This is a genomic window from Paraburkholderia hospita (genome assembly GCF_002902965.1).
In the GTDB taxonomy this organism is placed as follows: Bacteria; Pseudomonadota; Gammaproteobacteria; order Burkholderiales; family Burkholderiaceae; genus Paraburkholderia; species Paraburkholderia hospita.
The window spans coordinates 2,191,938-2,208,500 of record NZ_CP026107.1; the positions used below are offsets into that span (position 1 = coordinate 2,191,938).

A 16,563-nucleotide genomic window follows, 5' to 3' on the forward strand; every position below is an offset into this window, starting at 1 on the left:
TTCTCGTAGTTCGCTGCGTGCTGTTTCAATCAACGCATCAAACGCATCCCCGCGCATCGATCCAGCCAGTCGAGCACGACACGCAATACGTCGTCGCTGTTCTCATCCATCATCATCATGTGCGTGTTGCCGCGCATGCCGAGCGTGGGCAGATCGATACGCTCGCCTTTTCCGCCCGCCGCATTCCAGGCATCGATCGACGCACTCGCGCGAGCCGCGTGAGCACGCCACGCTTCGTCCTCTTCGATGAAATCACCGAACACGACGAGTGCGGGCGTGCCCGGCAAACCGGCATCGAACGAAGCAGGGACACCGTGCGGTTCGAGCGCGACGCAGGCGCACACGAGATCGCGCGCCGCGTCGGCTGCATCGAATACGAGACCGCCGCCCTGACTGAAACCGAGCAAGGCACACGGTCCGATACGCCGCACCACATCGATCAACGCCTGTCTTTGCAGCGCACGCGTGCCCGGCCAGCGCGGCACGGTTTGCGCCGACAGGCCTTGCATCGCGTCGAGCGGAAAGCGGTGACCGGCATATCCAAAGCGATAGATCGTCGCGGATTCCTCGTCGCTGCGCGATAACGGTCGGTCGGGCCAGATACCGTCGAGCACGCAGAAGCCAGCGCGCCCGCGTTCGACGTTGTCCACCACATACACCGACACACACGCTTCGAGTAGCCGCTGAAGCCAACCAGGCCTGCCGTCCGGCGTGTCTTCCCACATCGCGCCCGTCAGGCCGCCGCCATGCATCAGCACGAGCGGCACCGCATAGCGCGGCGTGGCCTGCAGAAAGTACTGCACGTAGGCCGCTTCAATCCAGTACGTGCCGTTCGGATCGTAGTCACGCGTCGACGTCGACGACAGCGTGACGCGATACGGCGCTTGCCCCGTGACGTTCACGCGCCGTCCGCCGACGAAGAAACTGCCCGTTTTCTGAAGCGTGATCATCGGTCGTCCAAAATCACACGCGGACCGCACTGAGGGTTTCGGCCGGAAACAGTTCCTCCGGCTTGAGCAGTCGATGGCACACGCCCTGTTCATAGCCGAACTTCAGGAAAGCCTCGAGCGTCGTGCGATTCGGCTCCAGTCCGTACGGCCAGATGTCCGCGCCGAAGAGCGCCTGTGCTTCGGCAACACGCGTCGGCATCCACGGCAGCGGGAAGTGCGAGCACGTGATATCGCTCAGCCGGTAAAGGCTATTGCGCTTGGCTTCCTCGAACGCCTTCAACAGATTGCCCGCAATCCACCGGTGCTTTTCAAACGTCTCGCGGCGCAACACGATCAGATGCATGATCGGGAAGATGCGCGTCTCCTCGTAGTATTCGCGTTCCGTGTCGGCAAAGCGCGAAAAGAGCCGCACGATCTCATCCGCGCGTTCGTGGCCCGGCTCGGGCGGACGCGCGCTCAGGACGGCGTCGATCTCGCCGTCGAGCAGCAGCGACGTCAGCGAGCGCTCGGGCTCCGAACGATACGACACGCCCTCAGGCACGCGCACATTCACCTTCTCCTTGCGGCCCGCCTGATTTACGCCGCCCTGCACCCATTCGATTTCGGACAGCGGAATACCGAGCGAATGGGCAATCCAGCCGCGCGAGTAGATCGCGGCCGTTTGCGCCCACTCGGGAATGCCGATGCGTTTGCCGCGCAAATCCTCGGGACGCTGGACGCGGCCATCGCGGCGCACATACAGCGACGACTGGCGGAACGAGCGCGACGGAAACACGGGCAATCCGACGAGCCGGTCATCGCCCTGCGAGCGCAGCGACGAATACTTGCCGAATGACATTTCCGAAATGTCCCACTCCTGGAAATGCGTCGTGCGATAAAAGATCTCTTCGACATTGAGCACCGACGGCACCAGTTCGATGCCTTCGGGTTGCACGCGCCCGCTTACCAGGTCGCGCACATGGTCATAGTCGCTGACAGCGAGGCTGAGCGTTAATCTCGACATAATGGTTCTCTTTGAAACGAAAGTTCAGTGGGCCTCAGTGTGCATTGGTGACAACCACATGCGGCTGCGATGGACCAACGGTCAGCACCAGCATCGCTGTCATCAGCACCGCGGCGCCGATCGCTGCGAACATGATGCCCGGTCCGCCCGACCACTGCTGCAAAACACCCGCCACGGCCGGCCCGAACATCGCGCCGATACGCGACAGCCCCAGGAACACGCCGACGCCCGTGCCGCGCATTTCAGTCGGGTAAGTGGCTGCAACCAGGTTGTTGAGCACGATCTGCGAGCCGACGACGAAAGCGCCCGCGCCAGCGACCGCAATCAGCGTGGTGGTGCGGTCGGTCGCCCAGGCGAGCAGCGCGACCATCGCTGCGCCGAGCACGTACGACGCCGAGATCACGCGACGGCGATCGCCGACGCGGTCAGCGATAAACCCCGAGATCAGTCCGCCCGCCACAGCCATGCCCGCGAACAGCGAACCATACGCGAAACTCGACGACAGGTTCTCGCCGCGCTTGAGCATGATGGTCGGCAGCCAGCCCGACAGGCCGTAGGCCGAAAACAGGCTCAACGCGCCGGCGGCCCAGAAGCTCAACGTGCGCAGCCGGTAGTCGCGCGACAGCAGCAGACCAAGCGGACTTCTGTGCGAGATCGCGCCGCCCGTGGCGAACTGGCCCGCGTCGTAGGCTGCTGCGCGGTCCGGACGCAAGCGATACAGCAACGGCTTGACCTCTTCCCAACGTCCGCGGCTGGCCAGAAAGCGCGGCGATTCGGGCAACCACAATTGAATCGCAAGCGCGAACACGAGCGCGACGCCGCCGACGTAATAGAGACTCTGCCAGCCGTAATGCGGCGTCAGCCACGCCGCGATCAATCCTGCCGACGACGAGCCGCTCACCCAGCCAAGCGAGAAGAACAGGCTCGTGAACACATTCGACGAACGCTTCGGCGCGATCTCGTTGATATAGGTGATCGCGAGCGGCATCAGCAGCCCGAGCGCCAGCCCCATCGTCACGCGCAACGCGATGTATGACGCGAGACTGTGCGCGAACAGCGCGATCGCCAGACTCATCACGCCGGAGCCCCAGCAGCCGAGCAGCAGAATGCTGCGACGCCCGAAGCGATCGCCGAGCAGCCCGCTGACGGCTGAGCCCGCGGCGAATCCCGCCAACCCGCTCGACAGCATGATGCCGATGCGCGTCGGCGACAGTCCCCACGGACCTGCCACGTAATGGACGATATACGCCGAGTTGTACAGGTCGTAGCCGTCGAACAGCAGGATCATCGAGATCAGGACGCCGAGCCGGATGTGAAAGCCGCCAAGCGGCGCTTCCTCCAGTTCCTGGCGAACGTCGATGCGCCCCGCAGGCATCGACACTTTGTGTTGGGCCATGATGTTCTCCACTGTCAGAAGGTATGTTTGATGCCGACCGTGGCACCTGTCTGGGTGCCGCCCGTCGTCACGTCGCCCGTCGCGCGCACACCGACGTTCAGCCCGTTCGAGTTGGTGACGTACGATACTTCGGCGTAGAGATCCGTGCGCTTGGACAGAAAGTAGTCAGCCAGCAGCACGCCGCTGGTGGCCTTTTGTCCCGTGCCATGAATGCGCTCCTGATACCCGCCAAGCGAAAAGATCAGCGGCGAGGTGGGCTGCCACGACGCGCCCAGCCAGTACAGCAGCGAGCCTTGCAGCGCCGTAGTGTTACGGATGTTGAGCCAGCGCGTTCCGACATACGCCCGCACAGGTCCGAACGTATAGGTCGCACCGCCGACCACGCGCATCTGCGTGGCATCTTGCGTGGCGATCGAAGTCCCTTGCATCTGATCATAGGCAACGCCAACGTTGGCAGAGCCGTTTGCGTACTGCAGCGCGAAGCTGTATTCGCGCCCGACCTTCGAATGGCCCGGCACCTGCGCGCCGTTGGGGATCGTCGAATCGAACCCGGTGCTATACAGCGCCGCGAGAGTCACGCCGGCGAAACGCGCCGTATACCGGACCGCATTGTCGGCACGCCCCACAAGGGTTGCATCGTAACCTTGAGCCGAATAACTCGGATTGAACTGAAGCGGGTCGTACACGTACATCAGGTCATACAGCAGGTTGTATTGCCGGCCAAGCGTCACGTCGCCATACGGCGTACTCAGCCCGACATACGCCTTGCGCCCGAACAGGCGGCCACCCTGCCCAAGCGTTCCGTTATTGATCGAGTAACCGTTCTCCAGCACGAAGATGGTCTTCAGGCCGCCGCCGAGGTCTTCTGTGCCGCGCAAGCCCCAGCGCGAACCGGCAAGGCTGCCGGACTCCATGCGTACAACCGTGCCGGACGTGCCGTTCGGACCGGGCACGTGATTGGCGACTTCGACGCCGACATCGGTGATGCCATAGAGCGTCACCGAACCTTGCGCATACGCGCAGGAGGTGGCGGCGCATGTCAGGCCGAACGCGGCGAGAGTGTGGCGTCTCTTCACTAAAGTGTCTCCAAAGTTTTTGTATTCGTGTGTATGTGTTGATTCGGCTTGTCCGCCCGGCATGGCGGCACGCGCGATGCCGGGCGCGGACAAACCCGCCCGCGAAGCCACGGGCGATACTGCTGCGATGAGTTGCGTATCAGTTCAGGCGCGGCGGCTCGCGGCGAGGCTGTGGCAAGGGCGATCCGAGCCCTGCCTCGAGCGCGAGCGCATACAGGCGCAAGCCGAGCGCGAGATCCGATACGCCCATGCCCATTGCCTTGAACACCGTGATGTCGTCGGATGCCGTGCGGGCGCGTCCCTCGGCGATCACATCGCATAGGGGCGCCACCTCGTTCCATGCATCGCGCGCGCCGTACGCACGCACGAACTCGGTCGAAAGGCGTTTCGCCGCGCCGAGATCGTCGACCACGGCGCGCGTGCAGCGGGCGAACACATCGTCGGCGAGTTCGATGCGCTCTTCCGTGATTGCGCCTACCGCGTTCACATGCGTTCCATAGGCAAGCGCGGATGCGGGCAGGAACGCTTCCGTGGCGCGCGTCACGGTCGTGACGATCGGCGCGTCGGCGACGGCGGCTTCCACCGACGGCGCCTCGACGATCTCGATGTCGAACTTCTCGCGCGCCCGCTCGACGAATGCACGCCGCTTGTCCGGCGTCGGGCTGTACACGCGCACCAGCTTCAGGCGGCGCACGGCAGCGACGGCAGCGAGTTGCGCGAGCGCCTGCTTGCCCGTGCCGATCAGCGCGAGCACGTCCGCATCGGGCCGCGCGAGCCACTTCGTCGCCACGCCGGAGATGCCGCCCGTGCGCATCTGGCCGAGCGCGAACGCTTCGAGAATCGCCTTGAGCTGGCCGTTCGCGCTATCGAAGAGAATCAGCAGCGGACATGCGCCGCCTTCCGTATGTGCCCACGTCTTGGTCCCGACGATGCCGGCATCCTGAAACGCCGCGCCGATCGCGTGCAGATTGCTGTGTCCCCACGCGACATGCGTCTTGCCCATGTTGCGCGCCGCGCCGCTCGCCTGTTGGGCGAGGCCTGCTTCGAGCGCTTCGATGGCACCCGACAGGTTCATCAGCGAGACGATTTGCTGCTCTGAAATCCACACGGGTGTGCTGGCCGCGTTCATTGCTCATCCTCGAAAATCGACGCTACGGGCGGTTCGAGCCGCAGCGTGTTGACGGCGATCGCATGCGTAACGTAGCGGCCGATCAGCATCACGAAGGCCATTGCTTCAGCGGGCGTCACGAGGCTCGCAAACGCGTCGAACTCTGCCTGCGCTTCGAGGCCGCGCGTACGCAATGCCTTCAGCGCATAGGCTTGCGCTGCTTTCTCGACGTCGCTCAAGTCCGTCGCGGCAGCAGGATCGAGCCGGTTGACCTGCGCGATCCAGGCGCGCGGAAAGCCGAGCTTCACGCTCAGGCGTTCATGCTGGTGACGCTCGTAACGGTTCTCCATGTAACTCGCCACCGTCAGCGCGCCGAGTTCCGTGAGACGGTCGGGCAACGCCTGCTTCAGCGCGTCGGTGAAATGCATGAACTGCAAGAGCACGTCGGGCGCATGGCCCGCGCACTTGAACAGCTCGCCGAGATAGCGCAAGCGCTCGACGCGCGGCGTCAGATAGTCGGCCAGATCGGCCCGCATGTCGGCCATCTCCAGCCGTGGAATCCTGTCGCTCATCAGGGTCTCCGTTTCGTTGTCGTTCGGATCGTCGCGGGCGCTCAGAGCAGACCAGCGCGATCGAGCACGCCATCGAGCCGCGCTTCGAGTTCACGCGTAGCAGGCATCATCGGCAAGCGATGTTCGTTCGCGGGAATCTGGCCCATGCGCTTCATCATGTATTTGATGGGGATCGGATTCGTGTCGTAGAACACGGACTGATTCAGTTCGAACAGCGCGAAATGCAGCTTGCGCGCCGCCGCGTAGTCTTCGCGTTCGACGGCCTCGACCAGATCGGCGACCTTGCGCGGCGCCAGATTGCCGACCGCGTTCATCAGCCCGCAGGCGCCGACTGCGAGCATCGGATAGCTCAACTCTTCGAGACCGACGAACACGCGCCACTCGGGCCCGAACGCATCGAGCATGTGCGTGACGAAGGCCATGTCGTTGACCGCGTGCTTCATGCCTACGAGGTTCGGCGCGCGCTCGCGGATCGACTTGACGGTGGCGAGGTCCATGCTGACTGCCGCACGCCCCGGAATGTGATAGATCAGCAGCGGCCGATCGGTGCGCGCGGCGATGTCCGCGTAGTACTCGACCAGTCCGCGCTGCGGCGGACGGATGTAGTAAGGCGTGACGACCAGCATCGCATCGACGCCGGCCTTGTCGGCGTGCTGCGTCAGTTCGACCGTCTCCGCGTGCGATTGCGAGCCTGTCGCGGCCAGCACGGGAACACGTCCGGCCGCTGCCTCGACGGCCACGTCGACGAGGCGGTTGCGCTCGGCCACGGTGAGCAGGCTCGGCTCGGCCGTCGTGCCGTTCACGAGCACGCCGTGGCCGCCATTGACGATCTGCCAGTCGACGAGCCGTGCATACGTTTCGTAATCGACGGCCTGGTTGCGGAAAGGCGTAACGATCGGGGTAATCGAACCCTTCAGCCAGGAGATATCGCGCATGATCTGGATTCCTTGTCGATGAAGCGGCTTATGCGGCCGTGGCGGCATTCGTGCGATTGGTCGAAAAACCGGTCTGCGTGCCAAGCAGCGCAGGCGGCTCCTTCATGCTCTCCTGCCACAGCAGCGACTGCATGTAGATGTTGAGCGGCTGGTCCTGGACGGTCAGCTCGTACACGTAGTCGTCGTAGGACGCGTGGTTGTGTACGGCCCAGCCGGGCGCCGACAGCATCAGATCGCCGGCCTTCCACTCGTAGCGGTTGCCCGCCACCATGCTGTAGCCCGAGCCCGAAAAGTAGTAGTTGATGGCCGCGGATACGTGGCGATGCGGACGGTCGACGATCTTCGGCGGACGGATCGTCATCGTCGCGAAGAAGTTCGGCGTGATGCCGTTGGTGCGGCCCGTCACCGGGTTGTACATCATGTACAGACGGCGGCCGACGTAGTCGCTGCCCAGCGCCTCAAGCTTGTCGAGTTCGGCCTTCACCTGTTGCCACGAAAAATGCAGCGGACGCGATTCGACCACCTGCGGATTGATCAGCGTTTCGTACGGCATCAGCAGACCGCCGTCTTCGCCGATCGGGAACGTGCCGAACGGGCTGCGTCGCTTCGGATCGTCGCTCGCGTGCGCGGTGAGCGTTTGCGTCGGCACTTCCAGTTCGACGCCGAACTCGGGCACATACACTTCCATGTGCTGCAGCAGCGGCGCATTCGAGTAGACGAGCCGCACCTGAATGTCGTCGGTGTCGTTCGTATGCGCGAAGGCGACGAAGGCGGGGTGATTCCACACGTCGTATTGACGGAATGCGATGGTGCGGCCCGCGACGCGCGTCGAACCGCCGCCGCGGATGCAGAAGTTCACCTCGGTCGCGTTGTGGCGCATCGGCTCCGTCGATTCGCCAGGCAACAGGACTTGCAGCGACACCTGAATGCCGGGCGCAAGTCCGGGCGAGCCAGCGCGCGCGGACGGATGAACGATCAACGATTGGCGGCGGCCGTCTGCGGGCCTCGGCAGCGCGGCAAGGCGCTCCACTTCCGCGTCGATCTGTTCGCGGCTCACGATCACGGGCGCCCAGTAGTGATTGTCGCGGGGACGCTGGCCCGTCTGATCGACGAAGCTCGCTTGCGCCGGCCCGAATTCGCGTCTCAGGTCATGCATCGGAAAGTCTCCTCAAGGCACCCGCCCGAAGCGGTTCGCGGCGCGGTGCAAAAAATGGAATCGAGGACTGAAAATTACTCGCCGGCGCTCTGTCGATCAAGATTGATATTTCAAATCAATATAAACATTCGAAGTGTTCGGCGCCGCGACGCAAAATCACCGCAACTCATTATCCATAGCCTTTCTGCTAGACTGCAGATTGTTCAGGCGCCACGCCTTTTTTGGTTGATTTATATTGATTAGATTGATTTCATGACGACCCGAGATCTGATGACGCGCGAAGAGGTACTGGCCCGGCTCAACATCAAGCCGGCCACCCTCTACTCGTACGTAAGCCGCGGCCTGATCGGCACGGCGCCGCATGACGACGGCCGGCGCAGTTTGTACGTGCGCGCCGACGTCGAACGGGTGGGCAGCCGCAAGCGGGGGCGCATGCCGAAAGCAGCATCGGCTGAATCGACGATGCGTTGGGGCGAGCCCGTGCTCGCCTCCGCGATCACGCACATCACGCCGCAAGGTCCGCTGTACCGCAACCGGTCGGCCGTCGAGATGGCGAAGGCAGGCTCGTCGTTCGAATCGGTTTCGCAACTGCTGATGACGGGCGTCTGGCAGGACGGCGTCACCGCGTGGGGCGCGCTCGACACGCCGCAAGCCGTGCTGCCGCTATTCGATGCATACGCGGGCAAGCTGGACGGCGGCGATATCGCCAACCTGCTCGGCATGGTGCCGCTCGCGCTCGGCATGCAGGGGCGCGGCGCGGCGGAGATTTCCGACGGCAGCGCGGTGCAGGCCGCGCGCCTCATCATGCAGACGATGGCGGGATGTCTTGGATTCCTGAGCAAAGAGCGCGCGTTCGTGATGCGCGAGCGCGGCGAGAGCCTCGCGGCCTATCTGCTACGCGCGGCGGGCGGCACGTGTACGCCTGATGCCGTCTTTGCCGTCAACGGCGCGCTAACCGTACTCGCCGACAACGAACTGGCGCCCGCCACCTTCGCCGCGCGAGTCGCGGCGTCGACGAATGCGGACCTCTACAACTGCGTCGCGGCGGCGATCGGCTCGCACGTCGGCTTTTCGACGGGCACGGCGACGGAGAAAGTCGAAACGCTGCTGTTGCGTGACGTCGCCAATCCGGATACGGCACCGCGCCTGCAGATGGTTCGCGAGGTCGGTGCGAGTCTGTTCGGTTTCAACCATCCGCTGTATCCGGAAGGCGACGTACGCGCCAATCTGATTCTCGAACAGGTGCGCGCGCTGCAGTATGCGACGCCGGAGACGGTCCCGACACTCGAATTTCTCACGCTCGCCAGAGACAAGCTCTCGATGCATCCCGGCGTGGCGATTGCGCTCGTCGTGCTTGCACGTGCGCTCGGCTTGCCGGATGGCACGGCTACGGCCTTATGGATCATCAGCCGCACAGCGGGTTGGGTGGCGCATGTGCTGGAGCAGCGCGCGCAGGCTTTTCTGCTGCGGCCGCGGGCCAAGTACATTGCGGCTTTGCGGATGTAGCGCCTATAGCGCCTGTAGCGTTGAACCCGCGACGGCTCAAACGGATAAGCCCGAAGCCGTGTCTCGCGCCATTTCGGCGAGTAGCCATGTGCGAAATGCCGTAACACGCGCAAGGGACTCCTCGCCCGCCGGATAAACGAGGTAATACGAACCCTGCCCTTTCGCGGTCTGCGGCAAGGCCTGCACGAGACGGCCCGACGACAGCTCGGTCCGCACCATCGCCGGGTCCACGACGGCCACACCCAGGCTTTCGCAGGCGGCCTGGATCACCATGTTGCGCGATGCGAGCAGCAACTGGCGTCCACCCGGCGGCAATGTGTCTTGCGCGGCATCGGCCCATAAAGCCCAATCGTCTGGCCGCGTTTTCGCCGAGAGCAGCGTGAAGCGCGCGAGATCGGCGACGCTCGACAGCGGCCCGTTCGCCGACAACGTTTCAGGCGAACACACGACGATCAGTGACTCCTCGCGCAGGAAGTCGCAATGCACGCCGGGCCAGTGACCGTCGCCGTAGGCGATCGCGCAATCGAGCGCCTCGCGTTCCAGATCCACCTGGGAAATCGATACGCGAATCTCGACATTGGCGAACTGTTCCTGCACGGCCGTGAGCCGCGGCAGGAGCCAGTGCATCGCGAACGTCGGCAGCGAGTTCACGACGAGCGGCGCCGAGCGCTCGTTTGCTGCTACGCGCTGCCACGCCGACCATAGCCGTTGCAGACATTGATCGACTTCGCCGTGTAGCAGTCGCCCCGCTTCCGTGAACGCGAGTCCACGGCCAGTGCGTGTGAATAGCCGCGTGCCGAGCCGCTCTTCGAGCACGCCAAGCTGATAGCTGAGCGCCGATGGGCTCAGATGCAGTTCGCGTGCCGCATGCACGAGGTTCAGATGGTGGCCGATCACCTGGAAGCTGCGCAGATGATTGATCGATGGCAGCGCTTGTGTGCTCAAGGGGAAAGGCTCCGTCGATGGACGTAACCCATCGTACCCAGCCGCGCCGCGCGTCGCAATCCGGGATTGCCGCGATCAAAGATCGAGGACCAGTTCGTCTGTGCGCGAGCGCGAGCAGCAAGGCAGGAACTGGTCGTTGCGGGCGCGCTCGTCGTCGGTCAGATACAGATCGCGATGTTCGGGATCGCCCGCCAGCACGCGCGTCAGACACGTGCCACATACACCCTGCTCGCACGATGTCTCGATGCGCACGCCCTGCGCGGCCAGCGCTTGCACCACCGTTTCCTGTTCGCTCACGCGCACCACCTTGCCGCTGCGCGCCAGCCGTACGCTGAATGCGTGTGCCGTGGGCGCGTTACCGCAGGTGTCGGCCGTGGGCGCACTGAAGTACTCGCGATGCAATTGGCTGTCCGTCCAGCCAGCCTGCTTCGCGGCATCGAATGCGTGATCCATGAAGCCAGACGGGCCGCACACATAAAGATGCGAACCGGGCGACGGATCGCGCACGATGCGCGCAACGTCGATTCGCGCATCGGCGGGTGCGTCGTCGGTGTAGAGCGTGCAGCGCCCTTTCAGATGCGGTGCATCGAGCCGGTCGAGAAAGGCCGCGCGCTCGCGATTGCGCACGCAATAGTGCAACTCGAACGAGGCCTGCGTCTGCGCAAGCCGCTCGGCCATGCTCAGCAGCGGCGTAATCCCGATGCCGCCCGCGAGCAGCACCGAATGCCGGGCGTCCTTCGCAAGCGGAAAATGATTGCGCGGCCCTTCGATACGCAACATGTCTCCCACCTGCAATGCGTGCATCGCGCGGGAACCGCCACGCGATGCAGCGGCGTTTTGCACCGCGATCACGTAAGCGTCGCTTTGTTGTGGACGTCCGCATAGCGAGTACTGTCGAACGAGGCCCGTCGGCAGATGCACGTCGATGTGCGCGCCCGGCGTGTATTGCGGCAGCGGCGTGCCGTCGAGCGGCGCGAGTTCGAACATGCGGATGCCGTCCGCGACCTCTTCGATCCTTTTGATGCCTGTTTTCATAGGGGATTCGGGTTGATGTCGTCAGGCGCTCTGGCTCACGCTTGCCACCGCATAGCGGCGCGACAGTCTCACGAGCAGCATCAGCAGCACGCCGATGGCAGGCAGCAGCGCGACGGCAAAGAGAATCGTGTCCGGCTTCCAGCCGTTCGCGAGCACCGCACCCACCAGCATCGGCGAGCCGATCTTGCCGATCTGTCCCGCCGCGCCGCCGAGGCCAAGCGCTGTGGAACGCACACGCGTCGGAAAGATGAGCGCGAACAGCGCGAGCGGCGCGGACTGTCCGATACCGCCCGTGAAGCCGATCACAAAACCGCTTGGTAGCAGCGCGGCGAAGCGCGTGACCTCGAATGCGACGACCACAGTCGTCACCGCGAGCACGAGCAGCGCAGGCAACAGCGAACGTGTCGGCCCGAAGCGGCTCACCAGGTATCCTGCAAACCCGAGTCCGAGCATCGAACCGATATCGAGGCTCGCGAGCACATACGAGGTGTGCAGTACCGAGATGCCCGCCGTCTGCAGGAGCGGCGTGAGCCATACGGTCATCACCTTGATGGTCGCGTAACTCAGCATCAGGATGCCGAGCAGCAGCAACGTGATACCCGCGCGGCCTTCGCTGAATATCTCCCGCACAGGCACACCCTTGCGCGCCGCTTGCGTGGCACCCTCCGCCGCGTTCAGCCGCAACTGCTCGACGTCGATGGTCTCGTTCGGGAAGAGCCGCGCGAACACGGCGCGCAGCTTGTGCGTCTTGCCGCGCGAGATCAGGAAATGCGGCGACTCCGGCAGCCACGCGACGATTGCAAGCGCAGCTGCGATCGACAGCGCGCCGCCCACCACATACACCGCGCGCCACCCGAAGTTCGCGAGTACATAGCCGTTGACGACCGCGCCCACTGCCGCGCCGAGCGAATAGTTGGCGAACAGCACCGCGACCGCGAGACCTCTGGAGCGGCTATGCACGTATTCCGCACCGAGCGCGAGCACACAGGGAAAGATGCCGCCGAGGCCAATGCCCCCGAGAAAGCGCACGATCAGCAGTTGCGTGTAGTTCTGCACGGACGCCGTTCCAAGCGTAAGTGCACCGATCAGCAACGCAGCGGCGATCACGAGTGGCCGGCGGCCGACGCGGTCGGCGAGATAGCCGAACACAAAGGTGCCGATCAGGCCGCCCAGTTGCAGCACCGAGAACACCACGCCGAAACTCGCGAGCGGCACGTCGAGCGCATGGGCCATCGCTTTCGTGGCGACGCTGATGGACTGGGTGTCGAGACCATCGAGGAAGATGACTGATCCGCATAACACGAGGATCAGTCGCTGATAGGCCGAGAGCGGCCGGCTGTCGATCAGCGCGGCGGCAGCGCCAGGCGTTGCGGTCGATTGCATGTCTGTCTCCTGAAGCGGGCGCTATGCGTCCCGCCTTTTTTTCTGGTTTCTTGCGTCGTTTACGCTATCGCTACTGGCACGGGCTGATCGCTACGCGCCTCGGCGTCGATCATCGCCGCGAGCAGACGCCGTGCGCGGATCGCGGCTGCGTCGGTGGCGAGCAGGACGGGACGCATCGAGAACAGCTCGCGCTCGCCCATGCGCGTCTGCACGCCTTCGATCATCGGCTTGTCCTGTTCGTGAAAGCCCATTTGCTGCCAGCGTGCCGTTTCGTCGTCAGCGTCAGGATCGTCGAGACGGTAATTGCGCGAACTCGCGTACAGATATTGCGTCGATGCTGCGCCGATCGGCGTGACGATGTGCGTGCCGATCCGCACGAGGCCATGCTCACGCGGCCTGCCGACAGGCACCACGCCCGTCTCCAGCAGGCAGCAGCCCGGCGCATGCCAGCGTATGTTCAGCCAGTAGTCCACGGGCGCATCGGGATCGTCGAGAAACGGGCGGAACGATTGCGGCGCGCGCGTGCCGGCCACCGTGCGCCGACTTTCCAGCGCACTGCCATCCTGCACGACGTCGTGTTTCGCCTGAAGAAAATCATCGACGTGCTGATACGGCGCATGCAGATAGTTCACATGCGAGAGGTCCATCAGGTTATCGACGACCAGTTCGTAGTGCGCCTTTTGCGTCATCTCGTCGCCGACGGTCTTCAGTCGCGGCGACACCAGATGCGAGAAATCCGGGATCAGGCTTGCGTCGGCGCGCGATGGTTCGCCCGCCCAGATCCACACGAGCCCATGACGGTCTTCCGCCGGAAAGCTGCGCACGCGCGCGCCGGGAGGAATGCGGCCGTCGCCGTGCGGATTCTTCGAGCAGGCGCCGCTGCAGTCGAATTGCAGCCCGTGATAGCCGCATTCGATGCCGTCGCCGACACGCTTGCCCATCGACAGTGGCGCAAAGCGATGCGGGCAGCGGTCGATCATCGCGACGGGCGCGCCATCGTGCTTGCGGTACAGCAGCATCGGCTCGCCCAGCAACTCGCGGGTGGATAAATCGGCGCCGACATCGCGACTCCACGCCGCGGCGTACCACGTGTTTCTCAGCAATTTCATGACTTGCTTTCCTCGAATAACGCTGTCGTTGGGGACAAGGGCAGGTTATCGGCGAAACACGAGTACGACAAACGCAATTATTTGGCGGCTGAGTCGCAATTTTTCGATGCCTGTAGCGGGGCAAGCTACAGGCACGTTCAAGAAGGCAAGGCAGGGTTGTTACTACGCGCCCTGCCGCTGCTTCCAATCAGCGTAGAGATCCCCATGCGATTCCAGTCGAACCGGCTCGTAACGGATCTTGATGGTTTGCTCGGCAAACGGCTTCGCGAGGTCGGCATATACAGCCGCTGTTGAAAGCCCATAAGGCGCGCCATCCTCGTTGGAGTACGCATAAAACACCTCACCGATGCCCGCCATCCGCATCGCGGCAAGACACATCGGACACGGATGGCCGCTCGCATACACCGTGCATCCCGCGAGATTCGGCGAGCCGAGTTTCTGGCTCGCTGCGCGGATCGCGTTCAATTCCGCATGCGAAGTTGGATCGTTCGTATGCAGAATTTCGTTCACGCCTGTCGCGACGACTTCGCCATCCTTGACGATCACGGCGCCAAACGGCCGGCCGCCGCTTTCGACATTGCCGTAAGCGAGTTCGATCGCCTCAGCGAGGTAATGTTGTTGCGGGGTCATGGTAGTCACTCCTTGAATACGTCTCAGGAGTTTACGATACGACGATTCAAAACGTCTCCCAGTCGACTTCAGCCCGCGAATGACCGGCTGGCTCGCGTTGCACGACAGCTTTCTTCGCAGCCACCGAGCGAGCGGGCGACGGCGTCGCATACATCCCCTGCTGCCCGCCATCGAGCCTGAACATCGCCACGGCCGCCTTGAGGCTCGCGGCCTGATCGGCCATCGCCTGCGCGGCCGCCGTCGCCTGCTCGACAAGCGCGGCATTCTGCTGCGTCACCTGATCCATCTGCGCGACAGCCGTATTGACCTGCTCGATGCCCGTCGACTGTTCCGTCGACGCCGCCGCGATTTCGCTCATGATGTCCGTCACGCGCTTCACAGAGCGGACCACATCGTTCATCGTCTCGCCCGCATCGTGCACGAGCGTCGAGCCCGTCGATACATGTGCAGCGGATGTTTCGATCAACGCCTTGATCTCTTTCGCGGCACTGGCGCTGCGTTGCGCAAGCGTGCGGACCTCCCCCGCGACGACCGCAAAGCCGCGGCCTTCTTCGCCGGCACGCGCCGCTTCGACGGCGGCATTGAGCGCGAGGATGTTCGTCTGGAACGCAATGCCTTCGATCACCGAAATGATCTCGGACACGCGCGACGAACTCGATGAAATGTCATCCATCGTCGCGACGACCTTGCGTACCACATCGCCGCCCGTGGTCGCCGTCTGCGACGCGTTGCTCGCGAGCGTGCTGCCCTGGCGAGCGTTCTCAGTGTTCTGCCGGACCGTCGACGTAAGCTCTTCCATGCTCGCAGCCGTTTCTTCCAGCGAAGCCGCCTGTTCTTCCGTGCGCTGCGACAGATCGGTATTGCCTTGCGCGATTTCACTCGCCGCGACCGAGATCGACTCGGCCGATTTCTTGATGTCGGCGACGATCGATGTGAGCCGCGCGCGCATCGTGTCCAGCGATCCCATCAGGCTGTCGGGATCGCTGTTCGCGAGATCGACTTTGACGGCGAGATTGCCCTGCGCGATCTGCGCGGCGATATCCTGCGCGGCGCGCGGCTCGCCACCCAACTGCCGCAGGATGCTGCGGGTAATCAGCGTCGCCGTAACCAGCGCGAGCGCAATCGACGCCGCCACGATCACCGCAATCAGCACGCGAATCCGCGAGTAGGTCACGATTGCGTCCTGCTGCGCGACGAGATTCGACTGGTCTTCGAAGTCCGCCAGTTCCGCCGCGCGCGCAAGCCAGGTGCGTTGCGTCGGCCGGGCGCGTTCGAGCAGCAATTGCGTCGCGGCGATCGTGTCGTTCGCGAGACTGAGTTCGACCACCTTGCTCATCGGCGGCACGGCGGCGGACTCTTCCTGCTTGAGCGCGGCCATCAGCGAACGTTCGCGCGGGTCGGTTCCGGCTTCATTGGCGAACATGCGATCGAGCTTCTGATACGCGTCCGCATAGAACTCGCCCTGCTTCGCAATCCGTTCGGCTTCGGCTCGTCTGTCCGCGGCAGTCGTGTAGAGCACTACGTTGCGCATCGCTATCGCGCGGTCCTGAATCGATGCGCGAAGCTCATTGGCGAGACGCGCCTGCGTACCATTGACGCGCGCAATCTCGTCCAGCTTGCCGTTCAATGCCCACAGGCCGTAGAAACCGATCAGCGCCACAGCGAGCAGCAAGCCCGTCAACAAGCCGAATCCGGCAAGCAAGCGGGTCGAGACATTCAGGTTGCGCAGTTTCATTGCAGTCGTGGCCCGTTGTTGGTT

General features: G+C 63.8%; 15 protein-coding genes. 1 reads left to right on the forward strand and 14 read right to left on the reverse strand.

Going from position 1 to position 16,563, the window contains the following annotated elements; genetic code table 11:
- Window positions 1-29 precede the first annotated feature (29 nt).
- The 8 genes from C2L64_RS43205 to C2L64_RS43240 form a co-directional block, all read right to left on the reverse strand.
- Entirely contained in the window at window positions 30-950 is a 921-nt protein-coding gene (locus C2L64_RS43205) for an alpha/beta hydrolase family protein (RefSeq protein WP_009770046.1), read from the reverse strand.
- 13 nt (window positions 951-963) lie between these two features.
- On the reverse strand, window positions 964-1,953 hold the full coding sequence (locus C2L64_RS43210) for a substrate-binding domain-containing protein (RefSeq protein ID WP_009770045.1): 990 nt from the start codon (window positions 1,951-1,953) through the stop codon (window positions 964-966).
- Between the two features lie 34 nt (window positions 1,954-1,987).
- Window positions 1,988-3,349: an MFS transporter gene (locus C2L64_RS43215; protein ID WP_009770044.1), complete on the reverse strand. Its 1,362-nt coding sequence runs from the start codon at window positions 3,347-3,349 to the stop codon at window positions 1,988-1,990.
- Between the two features lie 14 nt (window positions 3,350-3,363).
- A complete protein-coding gene (locus C2L64_RS43220; RefSeq protein WP_009770043.1) occupies window positions 3,364-4,425 on the reverse strand; it encodes a porin in 1,062 nt (353 codons plus the stop codon).
- 139 nt (window positions 4,426-4,564) lie between these two features.
- A complete protein-coding gene (locus C2L64_RS43225; protein ID WP_009770042.1) occupies window positions 4,565-5,554 on the reverse strand; it encodes an ornithine cyclodeaminase family protein in 990 nt (329 codons plus the stop codon).
- Window positions 5,551-6,105 (reverse strand): carboxymuconolactone decarboxylase family protein, encoded by a 555-nt coding sequence (locus C2L64_RS43230; protein WP_009770041.1) that lies wholly within the window; start codon window positions 6,103-6,105, stop codon window positions 5,551-5,553. The genes C2L64_RS43225 and C2L64_RS43230 overlap by 4 nt, the downstream gene beginning before the upstream one ends.
- A 41-nt stretch (window positions 6,106-6,146) precedes the next feature.
- Window positions 6,147-7,040, reverse strand: a complete 894-nt coding sequence (gene dapA / locus C2L64_RS43235; RefSeq protein ID WP_009770040.1) for a 4-hydroxy-tetrahydrodipicolinate synthase — start codon at window positions 7,038-7,040, stop codon at window positions 6,147-6,149.
- Window positions 7,041-7,068: 28 nt separating this feature from the next.
- The gene (locus C2L64_RS43240) at window positions 7,069-8,196 is read right to left on the reverse strand and encodes a cupin domain-containing protein (protein ID WP_007739652.1); all 1,128 of its coding nucleotides are present in this window, start codon (window positions 8,194-8,196) and stop codon (window positions 7,069-7,071) included.
- A 270-nt stretch (window positions 8,197-8,466) separates the two neighbouring features.
- On the opposite strand from C2L64_RS43240, the gene C2L64_RS43245 reads away from it, so the two are divergent.
- Window positions 8,467-9,702, forward strand: a complete 1,236-nt coding sequence (locus C2L64_RS43245) for a citrate/2-methylcitrate synthase (protein ID WP_009770039.1) — start codon at window positions 8,467-8,469, stop codon at window positions 9,700-9,702.
- A gap of 36 nt (window positions 9,703-9,738) precedes the next feature.
- Here the strand turns inward: C2L64_RS43245 and C2L64_RS43250 are convergent, their stop codons facing one another.
- The 6 genes from C2L64_RS43250 to C2L64_RS43275 all read right to left on the reverse strand — a co-directional run bounded on the left by C2L64_RS43250 (window position 9,739) and on the right by C2L64_RS43275 (window position 16,539).
- Entirely contained in the window at window positions 9,739-10,647 is a 909-nt protein-coding gene (locus C2L64_RS43250) for a LysR substrate-binding domain-containing protein (RefSeq protein WP_009770038.1), read from the reverse strand.
- 75 nt (window positions 10,648-10,722) lie between these two features.
- Window positions 10,723-11,682, reverse strand: coding sequence for a PDR/VanB family oxidoreductase (locus C2L64_RS43255; RefSeq protein WP_009770037.1), 960 nt, complete (start codon window positions 11,680-11,682; stop codon window positions 10,723-10,725).
- A gap of 21 nt (window positions 11,683-11,703) precedes the next feature.
- A complete protein-coding gene (locus C2L64_RS43260) occupies window positions 11,704-13,065 on the reverse strand; it encodes an MFS transporter (RefSeq protein WP_009770036.1) in 1,362 nt (453 codons plus the stop codon).
- 59 nt (window positions 13,066-13,124) lie between these two features.
- Window positions 13,125-14,174: an aromatic ring-hydroxylating dioxygenase subunit alpha gene (locus tag C2L64_RS43265; RefSeq protein WP_009770035.1), complete on the reverse strand. Its 1,050-nt coding sequence runs from the start codon at window positions 14,172-14,174 to the stop codon at window positions 13,125-13,127.
- Window positions 14,175-14,336: 162 nt separating this feature from the next.
- The gene (locus C2L64_RS43270; RefSeq protein ID WP_009770034.1) at window positions 14,337-14,804 is read right to left on the reverse strand and encodes a nucleoside deaminase; all 468 of its coding nucleotides are present in this window, start codon (window positions 14,802-14,804) and stop codon (window positions 14,337-14,339) included.
- 46 nt (window positions 14,805-14,850) lie between these two features.
- Window positions 14,851-16,539: a methyl-accepting chemotaxis protein gene (locus C2L64_RS43275; protein ID WP_009770033.1), complete on the reverse strand. Its 1,689-nt coding sequence runs from the start codon at window positions 16,537-16,539 to the stop codon at window positions 14,851-14,853.
- Window positions 16,540-16,563 lie beyond the last annotated feature (24 nt).

What these genes read in the sequence shown, in the direction of transcription:
- C2L64_RS43240 (WP_007739652.1), bottom strand. Translation starts at nt 8,196, where the DNA reads ATGCATGACCTGAGACGCGAATTCGGGCCGGCGCAAGCGAGCTTCGTC.
- C2L64_RS43245 (WP_009770039.1), top strand. Translation starts at nt 8,467, where the DNA reads ATGACGCGCGAAGAGGTACTGGCCCGGCTCAACATCAAGCCGGCCACC.
- dapA (WP_009770040.1), bottom strand. Translation starts at nt 7,040, where the DNA reads ATGCGCGATATCTCCTGGCTGAAGGGTTCGATTACCCCGATCGTTACG.
- C2L64_RS43260 (WP_009770036.1), bottom strand. Translation starts at nt 13,065, where the DNA reads ATGCAATCGACCGCAACGCCTGGCGCTGCCGCCGCGCTGATCGACAGC.
- C2L64_RS43230 (WP_009770041.1), bottom strand. Translation starts at nt 6,105, where the DNA reads ATGAGCGACAGGATTCCACGGCTGGAGATGGCCGACATGCGGGCCGAT.
- C2L64_RS43265 (WP_009770035.1), bottom strand. Translation starts at nt 14,174, where the DNA reads ATGAAATTGCTGAGAAACACGTGGTACGCCGCGGCGTGGAGTCGCGAT.
- C2L64_RS43275 (WP_009770033.1), bottom strand. Translation starts at nt 16,539, where the DNA reads ATGAAACTGCGCAACCTGAATGTCTCGACCCGCTTGCTTGCCGGATTC.
- C2L64_RS43205 (WP_009770046.1), bottom strand. Translation starts at nt 950, where the DNA reads ATGATCACGCTTCAGAAAACGGGCAGTTTCTTCGTCGGCGGACGGCGC.
- C2L64_RS43210 (WP_009770045.1), bottom strand. Translation starts at nt 1,953, where the DNA reads ATGTCGAGATTAACGCTCAGCCTCGCTGTCAGCGACTATGACCATGTG.
- C2L64_RS43255 (WP_009770037.1), bottom strand. Translation starts at nt 11,682, where the DNA reads ATGAAAACAGGCATCAAAAGGATCGAAGAGGTCGCGGACGGCATCCGC.
- C2L64_RS43270 (WP_009770034.1), bottom strand. Translation starts at nt 14,804, where the DNA reads ATGACCCCGCAACAACATTACCTCGCTGAGGCGATCGAACTCGCTTAC.
- C2L64_RS43215 (WP_009770044.1), bottom strand. Translation starts at nt 3,349, where the DNA reads ATGGCCCAACACAAAGTGTCGATGCCTGCGGGGCGCATCGACGTTCGC.
- C2L64_RS43225 (WP_009770042.1), bottom strand. Translation starts at nt 5,554, where the DNA reads ATGAACGCGGCCAGCACACCCGTGTGGATTTCAGAGCAGCAAATCGTC.